The organism is Streptomyces colwelliae (assembly GCF_048158785.1).
In the GTDB taxonomy this organism is placed as follows: domain Bacteria; phylum Actinomycetota; class Actinomycetes; order Streptomycetales; family Streptomycetaceae; genus Streptomyces.
In genome coordinates, this window is the sequence record NZ_JBLTJC010000008.1 from 15,248 (window position 1) to 34,843 (window position 19,596).

Genomic DNA, 19,596 nt, shown 5'->3' on the forward strand with positions numbered 1-19,596 from the left:
TGGACATTCCGGCGATGTGGCGGACAGGCGGCTCGGTCAACAATGAGACAGGTGTCGCACCCGGCACCGGACTCCGTCTACTTCGGGCAGTACTGGGGGGCCTTGCTCAGGTTGTCCTTGGTCACCAACAAAAGAGGAATGTTGGCAATTTTGTCAACCTTTTTCTCGGCCAGCAGACCGACCGCGTTCTTGACCGCGGTCTGTCCGATCGCCATGGCCGAGTTGGCGACGGTCGCGGAGAGGCGGCCGTCCTCGACGGCGGCCAGGCCCTCGTCCGTGCCGTTGGCGGTCACGATCTTCACGTCCTTCTTGCCGGCCGCGTCGAACGCCTTGCGGGCGGCCAGGGCCATGTCCTCCGAGGCGACGAACGCGTACTGAAGGTCGGGGTGGGCCTGGATCATGTTCTCGGCCACGTCCTGTGCCTTCACCGGGTTGAACATGCCCGGCTGGTTCGCGACCACCTTCGCGGTGCTCGGCAGCGCCTTGGTGAAGCCCCCCACCATCAGGTCGGAGGCCGCGCCGGGCGCGCCCGCGATGACGCCGACCTCGACGCTCTTGCCGGCCGCGTCCTGCGCGATCCAGCCCGCGTCCAGGGCACCGAGCTTCCCCAGGTCGACGACGGCCGCGCCGAGGATGTCGTCCACGTCGCTGGTGGCCACGGAGGTCAGATAGATCGGTATGTTCGCGGCCTTCGCCTTGGCGATGTCGCCCTTCAGCGCGTCCACGTTGACCGTCTGCACGATCAGCGCGCTCACGTTGCGCGAGGTCATGTCCTCGATGTTGGACAGCTCGGTGGTGGAATTCTGGTGCGAGTTGGCGGTGAAGACCTTGGCGTTCTCCGTCTTCGCCTCCTGCTCGACCGCTTTCTGGAGACAGCTGTGGAACTCGGTGTCACCGCCGTTGACGAACCCGAGGGTGACATCGCCGGAACTCCCACTGTCGTCACTGGTACCGCAACCGCTCAGTACGAGAGTGGTGCCGGCGAACGCGGCGAACATGGCTCTGCGGGAACGGACCGAAATTCTCATGGTGAACCGCCTTTAGGGATGAAGTCTGTGCGGATGCTGTCTTCGGGCGCGCTGAGTAGGGCCGGTCAATGGCCCGCGGAACGGGAACGTGCCTTGTGCATCTCGTTGGCGATGGCCGCGATGAGCAGTACGCCGCCGACCGAGACCGACTGGTAGTTGCTGGAGACCTGGAGCAGGTTCAGCGCGTTGGCGACGACGCCCAGGAGGACCACACCGAGCGCGGTGCCGACGACCGTGCCGTAGCCGCCGGCCAGGGCGGTGCCGCCGATGACGACGGCGGCGACGGCCTGGAGCTGGAGCGAGAGTCCGCCGGTGCCGGGGCTGCTGCCGCTGAGCCGGGACAGCAGCATCAGGCCCGCCAGGCCGGACAGGGCGCCGGTGAGGGCGTAGAGCGAGAGCTTGCGGGCGGTGACGTTGATGCCGCTGAGCCGGGCCACGTGCTCGTTGCCGCCGATGGCGAAGGCGTCGCGGCCGAACACGGTGAACCGCATGACCAGGGCGGTCGCCACCAGCACGAGGATCGCCACGACCAGCAGGTAGGGCACCCCGAGGATCTTGTTGTTGCCGAGGGCGAACATCTTGGTGCCGATGGAGACGCTGACGCTGTCGAGCACGAGCAGGGCGACGCCGTCGAGCAGGGTGGCCGTCGCCAGGGTCGCGACGAACGGCGCGACGTTGGTGAACGTCACGACCACGCCGTTGACCAGCCCGATCAGCGTCGCCAGCACGAGTGCGGCGACGACGGTGAACGCGGTGGAGTGGCCGTGGGCCAGCAGCTGTGCCCCGACCGCGGTCGTCACGGCGACGTTGCTGCCCATCGAGAAGTCCATGCCGCCCGCGGTCATCAGCAGTGTGAGCCCGGCCGCGATCACGGCGACGACACTGACCTGGCGCAGGATGTTGATGACGTTCGTGTCGGTGGCGAACGAGTCGGTCCGCAGCGAGGTGGCCACGATCACGACGATCAGGACGGCGATCAGGCCGGTGTGCGGGGCACCGCGCAGCGCGGCCGGCGAGAAGCGGGGGCGCGCCTTCTCGTGCGGGTCCGAGACGCCGGGGGCGTCGGGAAGTGTCTTGACGCTCACTGCGGTTGACCTCCGAGGGCGGTGGCGACGAGTTCGTCGTGGGTGATGGCGTCGATGTCGTGCTCGGCGACGGTCCGGCCGGCGCTGACGACGACGACCCGGTCGGCGAGGCGCATGACCTCCTCGGCGGACGAGGAGGCGAGCAGTACGGCGACGCCGCGCGAGGCGAGGTCGTCGACGAGGGCGTGGATGTCGGCCATGGCGGCGATGTCGACCCCGTTGGTGGGGTCCTCCAGGAAGCAGGCGACCGGATCGGTCTGGAGCCACTTGGCGAGCAGCACCTTCTGCTGGTTGCCCCCGGACAGCGCGCCCACCGGCGGGTTCCCGGCGAGGGCGACCACGCCGTAGCTGCGGCGCAACGGGGCGGCCCGGCGGGCGAGTTGGGTCCGTCGGTGCGTACGGCGGCGGGCGAAGCGGTCGCCGGCGAGCATCAGGTTCTCGTCCAGGGACAACTCCGGTACCAGGCCGAGGGATCGGCGGTCGCCGGTGACGCAGCGCAGACCGCTGGCGAGCGAGGCGTGGACCCGGCCGAAGGCCACCGGGGCGCCGTCCACGGCGAGTTGACCGGTGTCGGGGCGACGGCGCCCGGAGAGCAGGTCGAAGAGGCGCGACTGCGCGTCCCCGGCCGGTCCGAGCACGGCGACGATCTCGCCCTTGCGCACCTCGACGGTGAAGTCCTGGACGGCTCGCCCGTCGGTGAGACCGCGCACCGTGAGGCCGATCTCGTCCTTGGGGGCGGGCCGTTGGGATCGCTGCGACACGACGTCCCGGCCGACCATGCTGCGGACGAGTCCGGCGGCGTCGAACTCGGCCGCCGGCGCGGTACGCACGACGGCCCCGTCGCGCAGGACGGTCACCCGGTCGGCTACGGCCAGCACCTCGTCGATGTAGTGCGAGATGTAGACGACGGCCACGCCCTCGTCGCGCAGGGTGCGGACCAACTCCCTTATCTGGTGCGCCGCTTCGGCGCTCAGACAGGCGGTCGGTTCGTCGAGGACGAGGATGCGGCCGCCGCGGCGGACCTCGCGGGCCACTTCGACCATGGTCTGTTCGGCGACGGTGAGCGAACCCGCGGTCCGTGTCACGTCGATGTCGATACCGAGAGCCTCAAGTGCCTTCCCGGCCTCGGACTTGACCGCGTTCCAGCGCACGGTGCCGCCGCGGGTCGGCAGGTCGCCCAGCATCACGTTCTCGGCGACGGTGAGCCCCATCGCCAGCTCCCGGCGCTGGGGCACCGACGCGATGCCGAGCCGGCGTGCCTTGCGCACCGTCAGTCCGTGCTGTGCCTGCCCGTTGACCTCGACGGTGCCCGCGTCGGCCTGGTGGACGCCCGAAAGGACCTGCACCAGCGTCGACTTGCCGGCCCCGTTCATGCCCATCAGCGCGTGGACCTCGCCCGGGTACAGGTCGAGGTCCACGCCCTTCAGCGCGGCCGCGCCACCGAAGCTCTTGGTGACCCCCCGGACGCGCAGTACCGCGTCTCCCCCCGGGGTTGTCACGGGCGTGGCTCGGTGCCGTCGGAACCGTCCGGGGCGACACGGCCGTAGCCGCGGATGTCCGGGAACGGGGGTTCCTTGTCGGCCTGGAGGTCCACCTGGAAGGTGTTCAGGCACATGCCGAGCATGGTGAAGTTGCCGAGCGCGCCGATGGTGTCGACCAGGCCCTTGGAGCCGAAGTGCTCCAGTGCGGCGGCGAAGGTCTCGTCGGTGACGAAGTGCTCGTCGAGGATCTCGCGACAGAAGCGGTAGAAGGCCTGGTCCGCCTCGTTGTCGAAGACGGCCTCGCGCTTCTCGGCGATCGCCTTGACGGCGGCCTCGGGGATGCCGGCCTCGATGGCCTGGTGCACATGGGCGTTCCAGGAGTACTGCGCGTCCCAGTTGCGGGCCGCCATCAGCAGGGTGAGTTCGCTCAGGTGCTTGGGGAGGCTGGAGTCGAAGCGGGCGAAGGCGCCGAGGGACTCGGCCCGTTCGCACATCTCCGGGCTGTGCAGCCAGACCCGGAAGGGTCCGCGGACCGCGCCGCGCCGGCCGGCGATGCGGGCGGCCAGCTCCTGCTGGCGCGGGTCCATTTCCTCTTCGGTGAGAACGGGGAGCCTCATGGGGCCTGTACCTGCCTTTTCTTTCCGGCGCGTTACGTGCACGGTTCGTGAATCCGTGCGATGCGTGCCGACGCTACAGCCGGGTCCGGGAACCTCACCCCCCTGGAAACGCAAGGTAAAGCTGCACGCCAGAGGGCACCCATTCACGCGCGAGGCGCCTAACGTCGTGCGACGCAGAAGCGTGTAAGCGGAAAGGAACTCCGGATGACCACGATCATCAAGGTCGCGTCCGTGCCCGTGCTCGACCGGGGCGGTGCCGTCGTCACGACACCTCTCGTCACGACGCCGTCGGCGGGCGGGGAGAACCTGATCACCAGCGGGATGAGCGTGTATCCGGTGGGCTCCGGGGCGCCGTTGCACTCGCACAACTGCGACGAGCACGTGACGATCCTGGAGGGCCGGGCGGAAGTGGTGGTCGACGGCGAGGTGACGAAGCTGGAGCAGTACGACACCACGTACGTCCCCTCGCCGATCCCCCACCTGTTCCGGAACATCGGCGACACCCCGCTGCGCATCCTGTGGGTGTACTCGTCGGGGTACGTCACCCGGACGTTCACCGAGACGGGGAAGACGGTGGAACACCTGTCGGCGGAGGACCAGATGGGCAAGGACTGACCCACGGCACACCAGCGCCCGCGTCCCTCGACGCGGGCGCTCTCGTGTGTCACGACAGACCGACGCCGGCCCCGCGTCTCCTGCGGTGGCCGGCGTCCGGTCCTTGTCCCCGCGCACCTGGGACGGGTGTCCTGTGTCAGTGGCTGGCCACCAACTCCTGCTTCGCGCCGGTCCGTTCGGACTGCTTCGAGCTGCGCAGCGCAGCGATGCCGATGAACACCATCGACGACAGACCGGCGATGGCGAAGGACGTGAAGCCCCAGTCGCCGTTGCCCGAGGCGAGCAGCTGGCCGCCGAGCCACGGGCCGAAGACGGCGCCGAAACGGCCCATGCCGGAGGTCCAGCCGACCGCGGTGGCGCGGTTGTCCGGGGTGGAGCGGATGGAGACGGTCGCGTAGATCATCGTCTGGGCGCTGTTGAGGAAGACGCCGGTGAGGAAGACGACCAGCATCGTCACCGCCTGGTTCATGTGGACACCGAGCAGGAAGACGCCGATGGCGGTGAGCGCGAACCAGATCGCCGAGATGCGCGGGGCGCCGAAGCGGTCGGCGGCGCGGCCGGCGGCGAGCATGCCCACGATGCCGCCGAGGTTGAACACCACGACGAAGGTGAGGGCGTTGGCCAGCTCGTAACCCTCGGCGCGCATCAGGGTGGGCAGCCAGGTGGCGACGCCGTAGACGAGGAGCAGTCCGCCGAAGGAGGCCAGCCAGTACAGCAGGGTCTGGAGCCATTCGCCGCCGCGGAAGAGGGCGAGGAGGGCGTCCCAGCGGTCGGCCGCCGTCTTCTTGCCTGCCGCGGCGGGCAGTTGGACCTCGAAGCGCTCGGCGAGGGCGTGGGCCTCGTCGGTGCGGCCCTTGGCGACGAGGAAGCTCAGCGACTCGGGCAGGAACTTCAGCAGCACCGGGACGAAGAGCAGCGGGAGGACGCAGACCCAGAAGGCGGCGCGCCAGCCGACCGGTTCCACCAGCCACTTGGCCACGTAGGCGGAGAGGATGCCGCCCGCGTGGTGGGCGGTCATCAGCATGCCGATGGTGAGGGCGGTACGGCCGCGCGGGGCGTAGTCGGAGACCATGCTGATCGCGGTGGGCAGCAGACCGCCGAGGCCGACGCCGGCGAGGGTGCGGCCGAGGCCGAAGACCTCGACGCTGCCCGAGACCGCGCAGATGCCGGAGGCGAGCGAGAAGAGCGTCACGCAGCCGATCATCAGCTGCTTGCGGCCGATCCGGTCCGCGACCGTGCCCGCGGTGAGGGCGCCCACCAGCATGCCGAAGGTGGCGTAACTGCCGAGGTCGCCGGCTTGGTCCGCGGTGAGACCGAAGGTCTTCGTCTCCAGCAGGTGGGGCAGCACCGAGCCGTAGATGAACATGTCGAGGCCGTCGAAGAGGACGGCGACCCAGCACAGACCGATGACCAGGAGGGCCAGCCGGCTGCCGCGGGCGGACAGAGCGGGGGACGGGGAGGGGGAGGAAGACATCGTTGGTTACCTCTCGTACTTGGTGCGCCAGACGCTAAGGAGTCACCCTCAGATAGTCAACGTTTTTGTCAACAATCTCATCGACAATCGCGTGAGGGTGACTCCTGTGGGCCCTGCGCGCCGCTCAGCCGACCGGTGGAGTCCCGTGCGTGTGGAAGGACTCGATGGTCTTCAGGCCCCAGGCCTGCCCCTTCTTCCGCTCCTCCTCGGTCCACGTGATCAGCGGCCAGTCGGGCGCCAGGACGAGCCGGGTGAGCGGGTTGCACAACTCGATGCGGTTGCCGCCGGGCTCGTAGACGTACAGGAAGAACGTCTGCTGGATGGCGTGCTTGTGCGGGCCCGTCTCGATGAACACACCGGTGTCGATGGCGAGATCGGCCGCGCGCAGGATGTCCTCACGGGTGTCGGTCGCGAAGGCGATGTGGTGCAGCCGCCCGGTCGAACCGGTCCAGTCCTCGGTGTAGACGACGTCGTACGACTTGTTCGTGTACGTCAGCCAACGCGCCGCGATCCAGCCGCTGTTGAGCTGGATCTGCTCCGTCGGCCTTGCGCCCAGCACCTGTTGCTGGAACTCGGCACTCAACAGCACGTCCGCGGCGAGGAAGTTGATGTGGTCCAGCCGCCGTACGCCGACGCCCCGGTTGGGCTTGGCCTGCGGCTGGTTCTTCAGGGCGGGCTTCAGCTCGTCGGGGGCCTGGTAGTACTCGCTCTCCCAGTACAGGGCGTGGTCGTGGCCGTCCGGGTCGGTGGTGACGTAGAGCTTGCCGAGCCCGGGTTCGTCCTCGACCCACCTGCCGGTGCCGCCCGCCTCCTCGATCGCCTTGATACGGCGCTGGAGAGCCTCCTCGCTGGAGGTGCGCAGGGCGAGCCGGCCGAGGCCGGGCTGTGCGCGGGCGGTGAGGACCAGGCTGTGGTGCTCGTAGTCGTCGTAGGTCCTCAGGTAGACGGTGTCGCCGTCCTGGCCGTTGACGGTCAGCCCGAGGTAGTCGGTGAAGAAGGCGACACTGGCGTCCAGGTCCGGGGTGAAGAGCTGGGCGTGGCCGATATGGGCGATGTCACCGAGCGGCGGAGCCATCGTTGCCTCCAAGGGGGCGTGCGGGTGCGGGAGTTGAGGCGGCGGGCCGGGGGAAGACCGTGCCGTCGAAGATCTTTCGTGCGGTGCGTACGACCGCGGTTCTGCGGACCACGGGAGCGGAGCCCTCGGATCCGGCGTCCACGCTAGTTTCGATGTCTAGGAATCCGCTGGGATGCTCGATGCGAATTCGGTCACTTTGTACGGCTACGTCGGCGATGCCCTCCCCCACCCCGCCGGGGACGAGGAGTCCCGCCGCCACGCTCGCGGCGCCGAGGACGCCAATCGAGGTGTGGCAGCGCACCGGGATGAAGGTGCGAGTCATCACCGCGCCACCCTCCGTGGGCGGTGCCAGCAGGCTGAGCTTGGGGATCGTGGTGTGCTCGACGTCACCGAGGCCCATCAGCTTTCCGGCGGCCAGGCGGATCTCCCGGAGGCGGGCGGCGAGAGTGGCGTTCTCTTCCAGGACCGTGGGCGTCTCGTAGCCCGTGACGTCCAGTGCGGTGGCCGGGATCAGGACGACCGGCATGCCGTTGTCGACGCACGTCACCTCGGTGCCGGCGATCACGTCACGGACCCGGCCCGTCGGCAGCAACGGGTTCGCTCCCTGCGGGAATTCGATCACCACCGGTGCCGCCGTGCCGGGCACGCCGGATATCTCCGCGGTGCCGGTGTAGTCGACGCGCCTGCCCGGGGTGGGGAAGCTCGCGATCGCCAGTTCTCCGGTGTTGAGCATGCGGATGCGGACGGACGTCTCACCGTCACCGGGGGCCACGAGCCCCCGCTCCACGGCGAACGGGCCTGTTCCGGCGAGGAGGTTGCCGCAGTTCTGCCGGTCGCTGACCTCGGGGCTGTCCACGGCGACCTGGAGGAACAGGTAGTCGATGTCGGCCTCGGGGTCGGCCGAGGCGGAGACCACGGCCACCTTGCTGGTCAGCGGGTGGGCGCCGCCCAGGCCGTCGATCTGGCGCGGGTCGGGGCTGCCCATGACACGCAGCAGCAGGTCGTCGCGCTCGGCCGGGTCGGCGGGGAGGTCCTCGGCCAGGAAGTAGGCGCCCTTGGAGGTGCCGCCCCGCATCAGCATGCAGCGCACCTCCGAGGGCCCGGTCACGACCCGGCTCCGGTGTACTCCTCGTACGACCGGTACTCGACGCCGAGTCGCTCGAGGGTGTCGCGCAACCCGTAGCGGTCCAGGCCGAGTTGGCCCTCCAGGAAGGCGGCGCGGGTGGCGGCCTCCTTGGCCTCGCGGGCCTCCGACCTCTCGGCGGTCTCGCGGGCCTTCTCGCGCGGGACGACCACCACGCCGTCGTCGTCGGCGACGATCACGTCACCGGCGCGGACGACCTGGCCGTCGATGGCGATGGGCACGTTGACCGAGCCGCCGGTGGCCTTGACGGTGCCCTGCGAGGAGACGGCGCGGGACCAGGCGGCGAAGCCCATGTCCCGCAGTTCCTGGGTGTCGCGGATACCGGTGTTGAGGACGACTCCGCGCACCCCGCGCTTCTGGAGCGCGGTGGCGAAGAGCTCGCCGAACAGGCCGTCCGTGCACGGGGAAGTGGTGGTGACGACCAGGATGTCGCCCTCGCCGCACTGCTCCACGGCCGCGTGGATCATGAGGTTGTCGCCGGGCCAGCTGAGCACGGTGACCGCGGTGCCCGCGACCCGGACTCCCTGCTGGACAGGGCGGATTGACGGACCCAGAAGACCGGTGCGGCCCATGGCCTCGCTGACGGTGGCCACACCGAAGGCGGCCAGCGCCTCGACGTCCTTCGCGTCCGCCTTCGGGGGGTTGGTGACGATCACGCCGCCCATGGTTATGCCAGCTCCTTCGCGATCTGCGGGTACGGGCGCATGTACGCCTCGGCCATGGTCCTGTGGGCCAGGCCCAGGTTCGGGCCGGCGTTGCGCTTGAGCTGGACGCCTCGGCGTACGGCCAGGTCGGTGTAGTAGTCCCACAGGTGCTGCTGGGCGCCGAGGCACTCCATCGCCTTGCGCTTGGCGTCCCAGACCTCGGTGATGTCGAGGAGCACCTCGGGCTTGAAGCCGCTCATCTCGGGCTGGTGCGGCTCGAAGTAGAAGACGGGCGGGGCGCCGATGATCTCGCCCTCGCCGGGGTAGCCGATGGCCTGCGCCAGGACGCGGGCCTCCAGCGCCATCCGGTTGGCCGCCGGATGGTCGCCGTTGTACGGGTCCTCGGTGGGGTGGGTGAGCACGACGTCGGGCTGGGTGGCGCGGTAGACCTCGACGAGCCTGTCGGTCAGCTCGGCGGTGGCGACCAGGGGATAGTCGCCCGCGTCGAAGAAGCGCACCTCGGCGCCGAGGGTGGCCGCGGCACGCTCGGCCTCGTCCCGGCGGATCGCCTTGATCTCGTCCAGCTTCCTGCCCTCGCGCCAGGCCTTGGCGGACTCGCCGCGCTCGCCGAAGGTCAGACAGGCGATGGTGACCTTCTCGCCGCGGGCGGCGGCCAGGGCGATGGCTCCGCCGGCCCGCCAGACGAAGTCCCCGGCGTGCGCCGTGACGACGAGTGTCGATCGTGGGGTGGCGGGCGCGTTGCCGTGCGTCATGACTCGAATCTCCTTGGTGGACAGATGTACGCCCGCCCCAGGTGTGCCGATCCGCCGCGCGTCAGTCGCGCAACGCCTCGATCACACTGGTGAGATGGGCGCGGGCGGCCGCCTCGGCCGCCTGTGGGTCCCTGGCCGTGATCGCCTCGATCATCGCCAGGTGCTGACTCAGGGACTGCTGCGGACGCCCCGGCCGCAGCGCCAACTGGAAGCGGTGACGCACCAGTTGGGCGTTGAGCCGCTCCAACAGGGTCACAGCCGTCTGCTGGCCGGAGAACTCCCGTACCTTGTCGTGCAGTTGGTGGTTGAGCTCGGAGTAGGTGACCGGCTCGCCGTCGGCCACGGCCTTGGTCATGGCCCGGCCCAGGTCCGCCAGTTCGGTCAGCTGCTCGTCGCTGGCCGCGACGGCCGCCTTGGCCGCGCACAGTCCCTCCAGGACCCTGCGGCACTCGGTGATGGCGACCGCTTCCTCCACGGTCACCACCCGCACCCGGGAACCCCGGTTGCGGATCCGCTCGACCAGTCCCTCGGCCGCCAGATCGATCAGCGCCGCCCGGATGCTGGCCCGCGTCACATCGAACTGCTCGGCGAGTTCGTTCTCCACCAACCGCTGTGCCGGTGCCATGTCGCCCTGCAGGATCGCCTGCCGCAGCTGCGTAAGCGCATGCTGCTTGGCCTGCTCCCCGGTGCTCGGACGGGCTTCTTTCGGCATCGTTGCCCTCCCTGAGTGAGTGCCTGTCGAACCTAAATCTAGCCAAACAAGATTGTCAACAATTTTGTCCGCCGTATTGCAGGCACGCTGCTGCCCATATGTATCGCAGACACGCCACTGCCCGCCCATGGACCGGCCATGGACGGGCAGTGGACAGCGGATTTTTACAGCCTTCTCAGGCTTTCTACGGCTTGTGACGGCTACAGCTCATCGACCTGCCGTCCTCCGTCCCGCACCACTCCTGGTAGCCGGAGGTGAAGGAGCCCGCCCACTTGTAGTGGTCGTCGGGCAGCTTGTCGGGGGTGTAGGCGCGGTAGTTGGCCGCGTCCTTCTTGTCGCCCGAGCCGTCGTAGGCGACCAGTTGCGGGTACGGGTAGACGGGCCGCGTGTACTCGACGGTGGGCGCGCTGCTGCCGGCACTCGCGGAAGCCTGGGTGTCATTCGTAGCTTTGGTGTCATTCGTGGCTTTGGTGTCGCCGCCGAGCTGCCCGCCGGCCGGTCCCCCGGGCTGGCTGCCGCCGCTGGTCCTGGACGCGATGACGGCGCCGGGGGTCGTGCCGGTCTCCCGCCAGGAGATCAGCTTGCTCAGCAGGTCGAAGCTGCCGGGTCCGTCACCGCCGCCGCAGTGGTTGACGCCGGGGAACAGGTACAGGCGGTAGAAGTCGTCGACCGTGTCCTGCCCCATGGTGTCGATCACGGCCTGGCGGTAGGCCCGGGTGCCGGTGGGCGGGATGTTGGGGTCGGTCAGCCCGTGCCACTGGATCAGCTTGCCGCCTGCCTGGTGGAACTTGGTGAGGTCGGGATCGGTGGCGTCGTAGATCCCGGACACCTCCCGCTGGTAGGCCGTGAAGGTGTCCACGGTGAACAGGGACGCGTCGAGCTTCAGCGCGGGATCGGCCTCCCACTTCCCGACCCAGCGCAGGAACCCGAGCCCGATCCCGTACAGCTGCACCGAGCTATGCCCCTGGCCGGCCTTCGGGATGAACAGCCCCTCCCAGGCGGACTCGGAGCCGTAGGGCTGGCCGCCGGTGTAGAGATGGGTGCCGTCCGGGGCAGTCACGCCCGCGTACGCCTTCCGCACGACGTCGATCTGCTCGGTGGTGAGGCAGCTCGAACTGTCCTTGTTGTCGGCGCACTTGAGGCTCGCCGGGTCGAAGGCGCAGGTCGCCGGGTCCTGGATGAGGTCGTTGTTCAGCTTGGGGTCGGCGCACTTCGCGAGGACGGCCTTGTGCAGCATGCCGAGTTTCGAGGCGGGCAGGATCGTCGAGCCGTCCGCGCGGAAGTCGATCGTCGAGAGGTAGGCCTCCTGCATCGCGTTGAGCGCGGTCTGGTTGAAGGCCGGGGCGCCGACCAGTGCGGCGCTGAAGTCGCCGGGGTAGCGCTGCACCTCCATCAGCGTCTCGCGCCCGCCGTCCGAGCAGCCGTCGTAGTAGGAGTACGTCGGCTCGGCGCCGTAGAAAGCCTTGGTGATCGCCTTGGCGGCGGTGGCGAAAGCGTGCTCGGAGCGGTAGCCGAAGTCCACCTTGAGCTGCGGGTTCGTCGCCCAGACCTCGGCGGAGCCGCCGCCCGTCCCGGAGGTGGAGACGTGGCCCTGGTTGTCCTGCCCGAGGGCGAAGGACCCGTCGGTGACGGGAACGCAGCCGGTGGAGGCGGCGGGCTGGGCGCTGACGCCGACCATGCCGCAGTAGCCGCCGCAGCCCTCCTGGAGGTAGCGCTGCCGGTACGTCCGCGTCGGCAGCCGCAGCTCGAACTGGATCTGCGGGGCGACGGTGCCCTTGACGTCGCAGTACTCGTACGCGTTCGCGTCGCCCTTGGCCACCACGCTCGCCGAGGCCACGGACGTCGCCGCGTCGTCGAGGGCGCCGAAGTCCTTCTGCAACAGGTCGGCGCAGGAGATCTTCGGCTTGGTGACCGGCAGGTTCCCGCCCACGTCACCGCCGGCGGAGGGACTGGTGGACACCTTCGTGACGCTCGCGCCCGCGTCGGCGTCCGCCGAGAAGGTGTCGGGCAGCAGCGCGAGGCCGGTGACGAGGGCCGCGGCGACGACGGCCACCAGGATGACGATCCTCGTCCGCTTCGACGAGTGGGCATGACCAGGGCTCATGGTGTCAGCGTCGAGTCGACCCAGGCGGGAGGCCACCGCCGTGGGCCGAGTGGGTGACGTCTGTCAGGCCTCGGAGTAGAGCGCGGTGAGCAGTTCCAGCACGGCCTGCCGGCTCCGGCCTTCGCGCTGTTCATGAGTGTCATCCGGTGCTCGCCGCCGTGGTCGGGTGGATCGGTCTGGGGCAGCGGCTGAGCTGGGCTGGGTGGAGTGGGCGGGCATCGGTGCCGTCGTGGCCGCGGACGCACTGAGCGTTCTCACGCCTGGGGACTGAACGGCGGAAGCCCGCCCACCCTTGTCACTCGGCGAGGACGTCGCCCATGTCGCTGTCCTCACGCCACTCCCTGAGCAGCGCGTGGAACTCGATGGGGCCGCCGCCGTACGACTCGCTGCGCCCGGACGGCTTGCCCTCGTTGTTGTAGTAGCCGGGCGTGCACTCGGCGAGGAACGCGTAGGTGTCCTGCGCCTTCTCGCGGATCGTGGCGATCCACGCCGTCTCCGCGTCGGCGGTGGGCTCGACGTACCGTGCCTGGCGCTTGCGGGCCTCGGTGACGACGCCGGCGACGTGCGTGGCGCGTTCGTCGAGGATGTGGACCATGTTCACGGCGGAGGCGCTCTGGATCGAGCCGAACTGGAACAGGTTCGGGAAGCCGTGCACGGTCACCCCGTGCAGCGTCCGCGGCCCGTCCGCCCAGCTCTCCGCGAGGGTCACCCCGCCCCGCCCCCGGATGTCGATGCCCATGCGCTGGGCGGACCCGACGCTGAGGTCGAAGCCGGTGGCGAAGATCAGGCAGTCCACCTCGTGCTCCACTCCGCCCACCACGACCGCGTTCTCGGTGACCTTCTCGACGCCGCCCTGGTCGGCCGTGTCGACGAGCGTGACGTTGGGCCGGTTGAAGGTCTGGAGGTAACTGTCGCTGAACGTGGGCCTCTTGCACATGTACCGGTACCAGGGCTTGAGTGCCTCGGCGGTCGCCGGATCCTCGACGAGCGCGTCCACCCGGGCCCGCAGCTCGTTCATCTTCCGGAAGTCGGCGACCTCGGCCGTGCTCGCCGAGTCCGCTTCACCGCTGCCCGACAGAAACGTCCGCAACAGCGCGGCACTTGTGGTCCAGCCGTCGTCGACCAGGTCCTCGGCCGCGCCCCCACCGGCCACGTGCGCGAGGAAGTTGTCCCTACGGCGCTGCTGCCAGCCGGGGCTGAGCGTCCGGGCGAACTCCGGATCGGTGCGCCGGTTGCCGCGTACGTCGACGGAGGACGGGGTGCGCTGGAACACGTACAACTGCCGGGCGTCACGCCCGAGATGGGGCACGACCTGGATCGCGGTCGCGCCGGTGCCGATGAGTCCGACCCGCTTGTCGGCGAGCCCGGTCAGGCCGCCGTCCGCGTCGCCGCCGGTGTAGCCGTAGTCCCAGCGGCTGGTGTGGAAGGTGTGGCCGCGGAAGGTCTCCATCCCGGGGATGCCGGGCAGCTTGGGCCGGCTGAGGGTACCGAGTGCGACGACGACGTACCGGGCCTTGATGCGGTCGCCCCGGTCGGTGGCGACGAGCCACTCCAACTCGTCCTCGTCCCAGGTGAGTTCGGTGACCTGGGTCTGGAAGCAGGCGTCCCGGTACAGGTCGAAGTGACGCCCGATGGCGCGCGCGTGCTGCCGGATCTCCTCCCCCGGCGCGTACTTCCACCCGGGGACGTGGCCGATCTCCTCCAGCAGCGGCATGTAGATGTACGACTCGATGTCGCAGTGGATGCCGGGGTAGCGGTTCCAGTACCAAGTGCCCCCGAAATCACCGCCCTTCTCGATCACCCGGATGTCCTGGACACCGGCCTGGCGCAGCCGCGCGGCGGCGAGCAGCCCGCCGAAGCCACCGCCGACGATCGCCACCTCGACACGGTCGTCGAGCGGGTCGCGGGCGAGGCCGGTGTCGGCGTAGGGGTCGTCGTCGTAGTAGCCGAACTCGCCGGTGGCGCCCCGGTATTGGGCGCTGCCGTCCGGGCGGATTCGGCGGTCGCGCTCGGCGCGGTACTTGGCGCGCAACGCCTCCGGGTCGAAGCCGAGGCCGGTGTGGGGGGTGACGGACATGCTGGTCCTCTCAGTCGTCGAGGGATGCGATGCGGTACGACGGAGCCGGACGCCGGTGTCCGTGGGGTGACCGGCGTCCGGGGCGGGACGGTCAGCGCCGCATGTGCCGACGCACCCAGGCGGCCTGCCCGCCGTCGACGAGCAGGTCCGTACCGGTGATGAACTGGGCCTGCGGGCCGGTGAGGAAGGCCACCGCGTCGGCGATCTCGCCGGGTGTGCCGGTGCGGCGCGCTCCGCAGTCGTCGATCATCTTGAGCATGTGCCCGCCGTGCGGCGACTCGGCCTCGGCCTTCGACATGGCGGTCGAAATGACGCCGGGGCTCACGGTGTTGATGCGGGCGCCGCGCAGGTTCCAGGCGAGCGCGGCGGCCTCCACGCGCACGTGGTTGGCGCGCTTGGCGACCATGTAGGCGCGCAGCGAGTCGTCGCCCACGGCGGTGACGACGGGCAGGGAGAGCAGTTCCTCCGCCGGAAGCGTGGCCAGTGCGGCTTCGTCCTCGGGGCTGAGCGAGGCATAGTGCCCCGCCATGCTGGAGACGGCGACCAACGCCGTACCCCGCCCTGCCACCGCCTCGAAGGCGTCGATCACATGGACCGTGCCCAGCAGGTCGACCTCCAGGACCGTCCGCGCCGAGGCGATCGAGGCGGAGACTCCGGCCGTGTGCGCCACGGCGGCGACCCGGCCCTCACCGGCCGCCGTCTGGGCAAGCTTGTCGACGGCCGCGCGGTCGGAGATGTCGGTGAGGACGCCGTGCGCCGCGTAGCCCTCGGCAGTCAACGCGGCCACGGTGCGGTCGAGTTGGCCGCGTGAGGCGTCGGCGAGGAACAGGGTTCGGCCGCTGCCGATCCGGCGCGCGATCGCCGTCCCCATACCCCCGGCACCAGTGACCACGACGACGTCGCGGGGTTCCTCAGACGGTCGTTGCGCCATGGACGGCCTCCTGCCAACTCGCTCCTGCCACGATGGCCTGTCGCCATACGCGGATCGCCTTGGGCGGCATGCCGACCGCGAGGGCGCCGGTGAGCCGGTCGCCGGTGCGATAGGCGGCCACGAACCGCCGCTCGGCCAAGTCCCCGTCCACCACGGCGACTTCGTCATGGCCGCGCAGATAGCCGTAGGCCTGGATCTTCATGTCGTACTGGTCGGACCAGAAGTAGGGCACGGGCGCGAATGCCTTGCGCGCCTCGGAGTTGAGGAGGTTGCGCGCGGCGGCCATGCCCTGTTCGGCGGCGTTGGTGCGGTGCTCGATCCGCATCGACGTCTCGAAGAGCGGGTTGTACCAGCGGGCGACGTCACCGGCCGCGTACACGTTCTTGGCGGCCTCGCAGTACTCGTCGCACACCACGCCGTCACCGACGGACAGTCCACTTTCGGCGAGCCACTCGGTGTTCGGCAGCGAGCCGATCGCGACGAGCACCTCGTCGGCCTCGATCTCCTCGCCGGTCCCGAGCCGTACGCCCTCGTCGGTCACCTCGGTGACGGAGACGCCGGTGCGCAGGTTCACGCCGTGGTCCACGTGCGCCTGCGCCAGCACCTGCCCGACCTGTTCGCCGACGGCGTGCGCCAGCGGCACGGGGGCCGGTTCCAGCAGGGTCACTTCAGCACCGAGTCGCCAGGCCACGGCGGCGGCCTCCGCGCCGAGGAACCCGGCGCCGACCACCACCAACTTCCGCCCGGGACCGAGCCGTTCGCGCAAGGTGAGCGCGTCGTCGAGCGTGCGCAGGACGTGCGCGCCCTCGCCCGGCAGCCGCCGGGGCCGCACCCCGGTGGCGATGATCAGCCCGTCGTACGACACCTGCGCGCCGTCGGAGAGCCGCACCTCCCGCGCGGCGAGGTCGAGCCCGGTCGCGGCGACCCCGAGCCGCAGGTCGAGATCGTGCCCGGTCAGGTCGGCCTGGGTGCGCAGGGCGATCCGGTCGGGTTCCCACTCGGCGGCGAGGACCTGCTTGGACAGCGGCGGCCGGTCGTAGGGCGGGTGCGGTTCGTCGCCCACGAGGGTGAGCGTGCCGGTGTAGCCCTCGCGGCGGAGGGTCTCGGCCGCCGCGAGTCCGGCGGCCGAGGCTCCGACGACGACGATCCGTGTCACTGCTCCACCAGTCGGATGGCCGCGGCCGGGCAGACCGCCACGGCTTCCCGTACGTCGTCGAGGAGTTCGGCGCCGGGCTGGTCCTCCAGGAGGATCGCCACGCCGTCGTCGTCCCGCTGGTCGAAGACGTCGGGGGCGGCGACCACGCACTGCCCGGAGGCGACGCATTTCGGTTCGTCGAGTTCGACCTTCATGGCTGTGTCCTTTGCTCTCGGTTCGTTCGTGCGGGGGTGGTCACCAGGCGACGGGCAGGCAGGCCACGCCGTAGGTCGTGCCGGTGCGGTCGAAGGCCAACTGCTCGACGGGGGCGGCCAGTCGGAGGGTCGGGATGCGGCGGTAGAGGGTGCCGTAGACGACCTGGAGTTCAAGGCGGGCGAGGTTCTGGCCGAGGCACTGGTGGGGGCCGTAGCCGAAGCCCTGGTGCTGGCGGGCGGAGCGGGTGATGTCGAGGCGGTCGGCCTCGGGGAAGGCCTCGGGGTCCCAGTTCGCGGCGTGCAGGTCGAAGATCATGCCCTCGCCGGCGCGGATGGTGACGCCGCCGATCTCGATGTCCTCCTTGGCGACGCGGCGGACGCCGGTCTGCACGATGGTGAGGTAGCGGAGCAGTTCGTCGACCGCGCCGGCGATGACCTTGGGGTCGTCCGTGTCGCGGACCAGGGCGAGCTGGTCGGGGTTCTGGAGCAGGGCGAGCGTGCCGAGGCTGATCATCGTGGCGGTGGTCTCGTGCCCGGCGATGAGCATGGCGACGCCCATGTGGACGGCCTCGGTGCGGGTCATCTCACCGTTGTTGACGCGCCCGGCCATCTCGGACAGCACGCCCTCGGCCGGGCTCTCCAGCCTGAGCCCGATGAGCTTGTCCAGATAGGCGGCCAGCGCGCCGCTCGCCGCCCGCGCCTCCTGGGGCGACGCGGCGCTGTCGAGCGCGATGCTGCTGTTGCGCTGGAAGAAGTCGTGGTCCTCGTACGGCACTCCGAGCAGTTCGGCGATGACCAGCGAGGGGACGGGCAGGGCAAGCGCGGTGAGCAGGTCGGCCGGGTTGGGGCCGGCCAGCATGTCGTCGATCAGCTCGTCGACGATCTTCTGGATGGGCGCCCGCATGGCCTCTATCCGCTTGACGACGAACGGCGCGTTGACCGTCCGGCGCAGCCGGGTGTGCTCGGGCGCGTCGGTGTTGGTGATCATCCGCGGGACGTGCGGGGCGATCTCGGCACGGTGCGCGTTGACGTAGGGGAAGCCGGCTTCCAGGTCGTCGTCGCTGACGCGGGGGTCGGTGAGCAGGGCGCGCTGGTCGGCGTGGCGGCTGATCAGCCACGGGGTGGTGCCGTTCCAGATGCGGACCCGGCTGATCGGTTTCCCGTCGCGCAGTCCGTGCACGGCGGGCGGCGGGGCGAGGGGGCAGCGCGCGTCCCGCTGCATCGGGTATTCGGGGACCGCCGCTGCCGCGTCGGGCGCGGTGTCGGTCAGGGTGTCGGCCATGTCTCTCCTCGGTGGTGGGGGGCTCCACGTGGGGGCGGAGCGCCGGGGTACTGGGATCGAGGCCTCGATGAGCACATGCAAACAGAGCGGGCTGACTCGTTCCGGTCAGTTTCCTGACAACAACCTGACGTGGCGCAGATCACACGTCGACACCGTTGCCATGAACCGGACAGGGATGTCAGCGAGGGTCAACTCAGCTGAATCACGGGCGAGTTGACCGACCGGGACATGACACCGCCGACCCGCGAAGGCAACGCGAAAGGGGCGGCACCACGTCACCGTGACACCGCCCCACACCCCATCTCACAGGGTGAACACATTTGCTCCGCGAATCTCTGACAACTCCCCCGGCGCGGCGCCCAGGCACTCACCCCTCGCCGGCCGCCCGCCCGAGCCAGTAGCCGAAGCCCCGGCGCGTATGGATGAGCGCGGCGCCTTCCTGGTCCACCTTGCGCCGGAGGCGGGAGACGAGCTGCTCCATCGCGTTGTCGCCGCGGAAGTCGCCCCAGACGTAGCGGCTGATCTGCTCCTTGGACAGCACCTTGTGCGCGTTGACGAGGAGGTGGCGCAGCAGCCGGTACTCCGCGGGCGTGAGATCGAGGACGCGTCGTCCGCGCCGCGCCTGACAGGTGGTGTCGTCCAGGACGAGGTCGGCGTAGTGCAGCGCGCCGTCCCGGCCGCCGCCCCGGCCGCGCAGTAACACCTGGATACGGGCGAGCACTTCGGCGATCCGGAAGGGCTTGGTGACGTAGTCCCGCTCCCCCGCGCCCAGTTCGGGCAGCAGCTTGTCGAGGACGTCCCAGCCGGTGAGCAGGAGGACGGGCGGCCGGTGCGTGACGAGTCGGCGGTCCTGCGCGAGGGCGTCCATCTCGGGCAACTCGGCGTCGATGACGACCAGTTCGAACCGCTGCTCCGCGAGCCGCGACACCACCTCGGTGCCGTTGCCCGCCGTCCTGATCCGGTAGCCCGCCAACTCCAGTGTCGTGGAGAGGAGTTCGGCGTTGTCCGGCTCGTCCACGGCGACGAGCAGATGCTGCCCGCCACCGCGGGCGAGTGATCGTGTCTCACTGATGCTGCCGTACGTGGACATGGGCACCATCCTACCGTCCTGCTTGCCTGACTCAAGCAATATACATTCGATTGCTTGACTCAAGTAAGTCAGATACGCTTGCCTAACTCAAGGAAGCCCGCCGTACGGGTGGGC

The 19,596-nt window shown here is 69.9% G+C and carries 18 protein-coding genes and 1 pseudogene; 2 read left to right on the top strand and 17 right to left on the bottom strand.

The window, feature by feature from the left end; all coding sequences use genetic code 11:
• Positions 1-77: 77 nt before the first annotated feature.
• From ACNFOC_RS03135 to ACNFOC_RS03150, 4 genes are all read right to left on the bottom strand, one after another.
• Positions 78-1,028 carry a sugar ABC transporter substrate-binding protein gene (locus tag ACNFOC_RS03135; RefSeq protein ID WP_416956320.1) on the bottom strand — a complete coding sequence of 317 codons (951 nt, stop codon included), beginning with the start codon at positions 1,026-1,028 and terminating at the stop codon, positions 78-80.
• 65 nt (positions 1,029-1,093) lie between these two features.
• Positions 1,094-2,113 carry an ABC transporter permease gene (locus tag ACNFOC_RS03140; protein WP_416956322.1) on the bottom strand — a complete coding sequence of 340 codons (1,020 nt, stop codon included), beginning with the start codon at positions 2,111-2,113 and terminating at the stop codon, positions 1,094-1,096.
• A complete protein-coding gene (locus ACNFOC_RS03145) occupies positions 2,110-3,612 on the bottom strand; it encodes a sugar ABC transporter ATP-binding protein (protein WP_416956324.1) in 1,503 nt (500 codons plus the stop codon). Before ACNFOC_RS03145 ends, ACNFOC_RS03140 begins: the two co-directional genes overlap by 4 nt.
• The gene (locus tag ACNFOC_RS03150) at positions 3,609-4,181 is read right to left on the bottom strand and encodes a carboxymuconolactone decarboxylase family protein (protein ID WP_416956422.1); all 573 of its coding nucleotides are present in this window, start codon (positions 4,179-4,181) and stop codon (positions 3,609-3,611) included. Before ACNFOC_RS03150 ends, ACNFOC_RS03145 begins: the two co-directional genes overlap by 4 nt.
• Positions 4,182-4,415: 234 nt before the next feature.
• Between ACNFOC_RS03150 and ACNFOC_RS03155 the strand changes: the two genes are divergently transcribed.
• Complete coding sequence (locus ACNFOC_RS03155; RefSeq protein ID WP_366430722.1) at positions 4,416-4,826, top strand: cupin domain-containing protein; 411 nt, start codon at positions 4,416-4,418, stop codon at positions 4,824-4,826.
• A 136-nt stretch (positions 4,827-4,962) separates the two neighbouring features.
• On the opposite strand, the gene ACNFOC_RS03160 is transcribed toward ACNFOC_RS03155, so the two are convergent.
• The 7 genes from ACNFOC_RS03160 to ACNFOC_RS03190 all read right to left on the bottom strand — a co-directional run bounded on the left by ACNFOC_RS03160 (position 4,963) and on the right by ACNFOC_RS03190 (position 12,752).
• Positions 4,963-6,300, bottom strand: coding sequence for an MFS transporter (locus tag ACNFOC_RS03160; protein WP_416956326.1), 1,338 nt, complete (start codon positions 6,298-6,300; stop codon positions 4,963-4,965).
• A gap of 124 nt (positions 6,301-6,424) precedes the next feature.
• Positions 6,425-7,375 carry a catechol 2,3-dioxygenase gene (locus ACNFOC_RS03165; RefSeq protein ID WP_416956328.1) on the bottom strand — a complete coding sequence of 317 codons (951 nt, stop codon included), beginning with the start codon at positions 7,373-7,375 and terminating at the stop codon, positions 6,425-6,427.
• Positions 7,356-8,483: a 4-oxalomesaconate tautomerase gene (locus ACNFOC_RS03170; RefSeq protein WP_416956330.1), complete on the bottom strand. Its 1,128-nt coding sequence runs from the start codon at positions 8,481-8,483 to the stop codon at positions 7,356-7,358. Before ACNFOC_RS03170 ends, ACNFOC_RS03165 begins: the two co-directional genes overlap by 20 nt.
• On the bottom strand, positions 8,480-9,184 hold the full coding sequence (locus ACNFOC_RS03175) for a 4-carboxy-4-hydroxy-2-oxoadipate aldolase/oxaloacetate decarboxylase (RefSeq protein WP_416956332.1): 705 nt from the start codon (positions 9,182-9,184) through the stop codon (positions 8,480-8,482). The genes ACNFOC_RS03170 and ACNFOC_RS03175 overlap by 4 nt, the downstream gene beginning before the upstream one ends.
• 2 nt (positions 9,185-9,186) lie before the next feature.
• Complete coding sequence (locus ACNFOC_RS03180) at positions 9,187-9,936, bottom strand: PIG-L deacetylase family protein (protein WP_416956334.1); 750 nt, start codon at positions 9,934-9,936, stop codon at positions 9,187-9,189.
• Positions 9,937-9,997: 61 nt separating this feature from the next.
• Positions 9,998-10,648 carry a GntR family transcriptional regulator gene (locus tag ACNFOC_RS03185; RefSeq protein WP_416956336.1) on the bottom strand — a complete coding sequence of 217 codons (651 nt, stop codon included), beginning with the start codon at positions 10,646-10,648 and terminating at the stop codon, positions 9,998-10,000.
• A gap of 184 nt (positions 10,649-10,832) precedes the next feature.
• Positions 10,833-12,752 carry a tannase/feruloyl esterase family alpha/beta hydrolase gene (locus tag ACNFOC_RS03190; protein ID WP_416956338.1) on the bottom strand — a complete coding sequence of 640 codons (1,920 nt, stop codon included), beginning with the start codon at positions 12,750-12,752 and terminating at the stop codon, positions 10,833-10,835.
• Positions 12,753-12,857: 105 nt separating this feature from the next.
• Here ACNFOC_RS03190 and ACNFOC_RS03195 point away from each other — a divergent pair.
• Positions 12,858-13,023, top strand: a pseudogene (locus ACNFOC_RS03195) (EamA family transporter); the annotation flags it as partial.
• A 24-nt stretch (positions 13,024-13,047) separates the two neighbouring features.
• Here the strand turns inward: ACNFOC_RS03195 and ACNFOC_RS03200 are convergent.
• From ACNFOC_RS03200 to ACNFOC_RS03225, 6 genes are all read right to left on the bottom strand, one after another.
• Entirely contained in the window at positions 13,048-14,829 is a 1,782-nt protein-coding gene (locus tag ACNFOC_RS03200; protein WP_416956340.1) for a flavin-containing monooxygenase, read from the bottom strand.
• A 91-nt stretch (positions 14,830-14,920) separates the two neighbouring features.
• Positions 14,921-15,760: an SDR family oxidoreductase gene (locus tag ACNFOC_RS03205; protein WP_416956342.1), complete on the bottom strand. Its 840-nt coding sequence runs from the start codon at positions 15,758-15,760 to the stop codon at positions 14,921-14,923.
• Positions 15,741-16,916: an NAD(P)/FAD-dependent oxidoreductase gene (locus ACNFOC_RS03210; protein WP_416956344.1), complete on the bottom strand. Its 1,176-nt coding sequence runs from the start codon at positions 16,914-16,916 to the stop codon at positions 15,741-15,743. The genes ACNFOC_RS03205 and ACNFOC_RS03210 overlap by 20 nt, the downstream gene beginning before the upstream one ends.
• The gene (locus ACNFOC_RS03215) at positions 16,913-17,110 is read right to left on the bottom strand and encodes a ferredoxin (protein ID WP_266879421.1); all 198 of its coding nucleotides are present in this window, start codon (positions 17,108-17,110) and stop codon (positions 16,913-16,915) included. The genes ACNFOC_RS03210 and ACNFOC_RS03215 overlap by 4 nt, the downstream gene beginning before the upstream one ends.
• 40 nt (positions 17,111-17,150) lie before the next feature.
• Positions 17,151-18,392, bottom strand: a complete 1,242-nt coding sequence (locus tag ACNFOC_RS03220) for a cytochrome P450 (RefSeq protein ID WP_416956347.1) — start codon at positions 18,390-18,392, stop codon at positions 17,151-17,153.
• Between the two features lie 367 nt (positions 18,393-18,759).
• Complete coding sequence (locus tag ACNFOC_RS03225) at positions 18,760-19,482, bottom strand: response regulator transcription factor (RefSeq protein ID WP_416956349.1); 723 nt, start codon at positions 19,480-19,482, stop codon at positions 18,760-18,762.
• Between the last annotated feature and the right edge of the window lie 114 nt (positions 19,483-19,596).

Bases quoted from the DNA above. Each gene is read 5' to 3' on its own strand.
- ACNFOC_RS03135 (WP_416956320.1), bottom strand. From the start codon at position 1,028: ATGAGAATTTCGGTCCGTTCCCGCAGAGCCATGTTCGCCGCGTTCGCC.
- ACNFOC_RS03150 (WP_416956422.1), bottom strand. From the start codon at position 4,181: ATGGACCCGCGCCAGCAGGAGCTGGCCGCCCGCATCGCCGGCCGGCGC.
- ACNFOC_RS03155 (WP_366430722.1), top strand. From the start codon at position 4,416: ATGACCACGATCATCAAGGTCGCGTCCGTGCCCGTGCTCGACCGGGGC.
- ACNFOC_RS03160 (WP_416956326.1), bottom strand. From the start codon at position 6,300: ATGTCTTCCTCCCCCTCCCCGTCCCCCGCTCTGTCCGCCCGCGGCAGC.
- ACNFOC_RS03165 (WP_416956328.1), bottom strand. From the start codon at position 7,375: ATGGCTCCGCCGCTCGGTGACATCGCCCATATCGGCCACGCCCAGCTC.
- ACNFOC_RS03175 (WP_416956332.1), bottom strand. From the start codon at position 9,184: ATGGGCGGCGTGATCGTCACCAACCCCCCGAAGGCGGACGCGAAGGAC.
- ACNFOC_RS03180 (WP_416956334.1), bottom strand. From the start codon at position 9,936: ATGACGCACGGCAACGCGCCCGCCACCCCACGATCGACACTCGTCGTC.
- ACNFOC_RS03185 (WP_416956336.1), bottom strand. From the start codon at position 10,648: ATGCCGAAAGAAGCCCGTCCGAGCACCGGGGAGCAGGCCAAGCAGCAT.
- ACNFOC_RS03190 (WP_416956338.1), bottom strand. From the start codon at position 12,752: ATGAGCCCTGGTCATGCCCACTCGTCGAAGCGGACGAGGATCGTCATC.
- ACNFOC_RS03200 (WP_416956340.1), bottom strand. From the start codon at position 14,829: ATGTCCGTCACCCCCCACACCGGCCTCGGCTTCGACCCGGAGGCGTTG.
- ACNFOC_RS03205 (WP_416956342.1), bottom strand. From the start codon at position 15,760: ATGGCGCAACGACCGTCTGAGGAACCCCGCGACGTCGTCGTGGTCACT.
- ACNFOC_RS03215 (WP_266879421.1), bottom strand. From the start codon at position 17,110: ATGAAGGTCGAACTCGACGAACCGAAATGCGTCGCCTCCGGGCAGTGC.
- ACNFOC_RS03220 (WP_416956347.1), bottom strand. From the start codon at position 18,392: ATGGCCGACACCCTGACCGACACCGCGCCCGACGCGGCAGCGGCGGTC.
- ACNFOC_RS03225 (WP_416956349.1), bottom strand. From the start codon at position 19,482: ATGTCCACGTACGGCAGCATCAGTGAGACACGATCACTCGCCCGCGGT.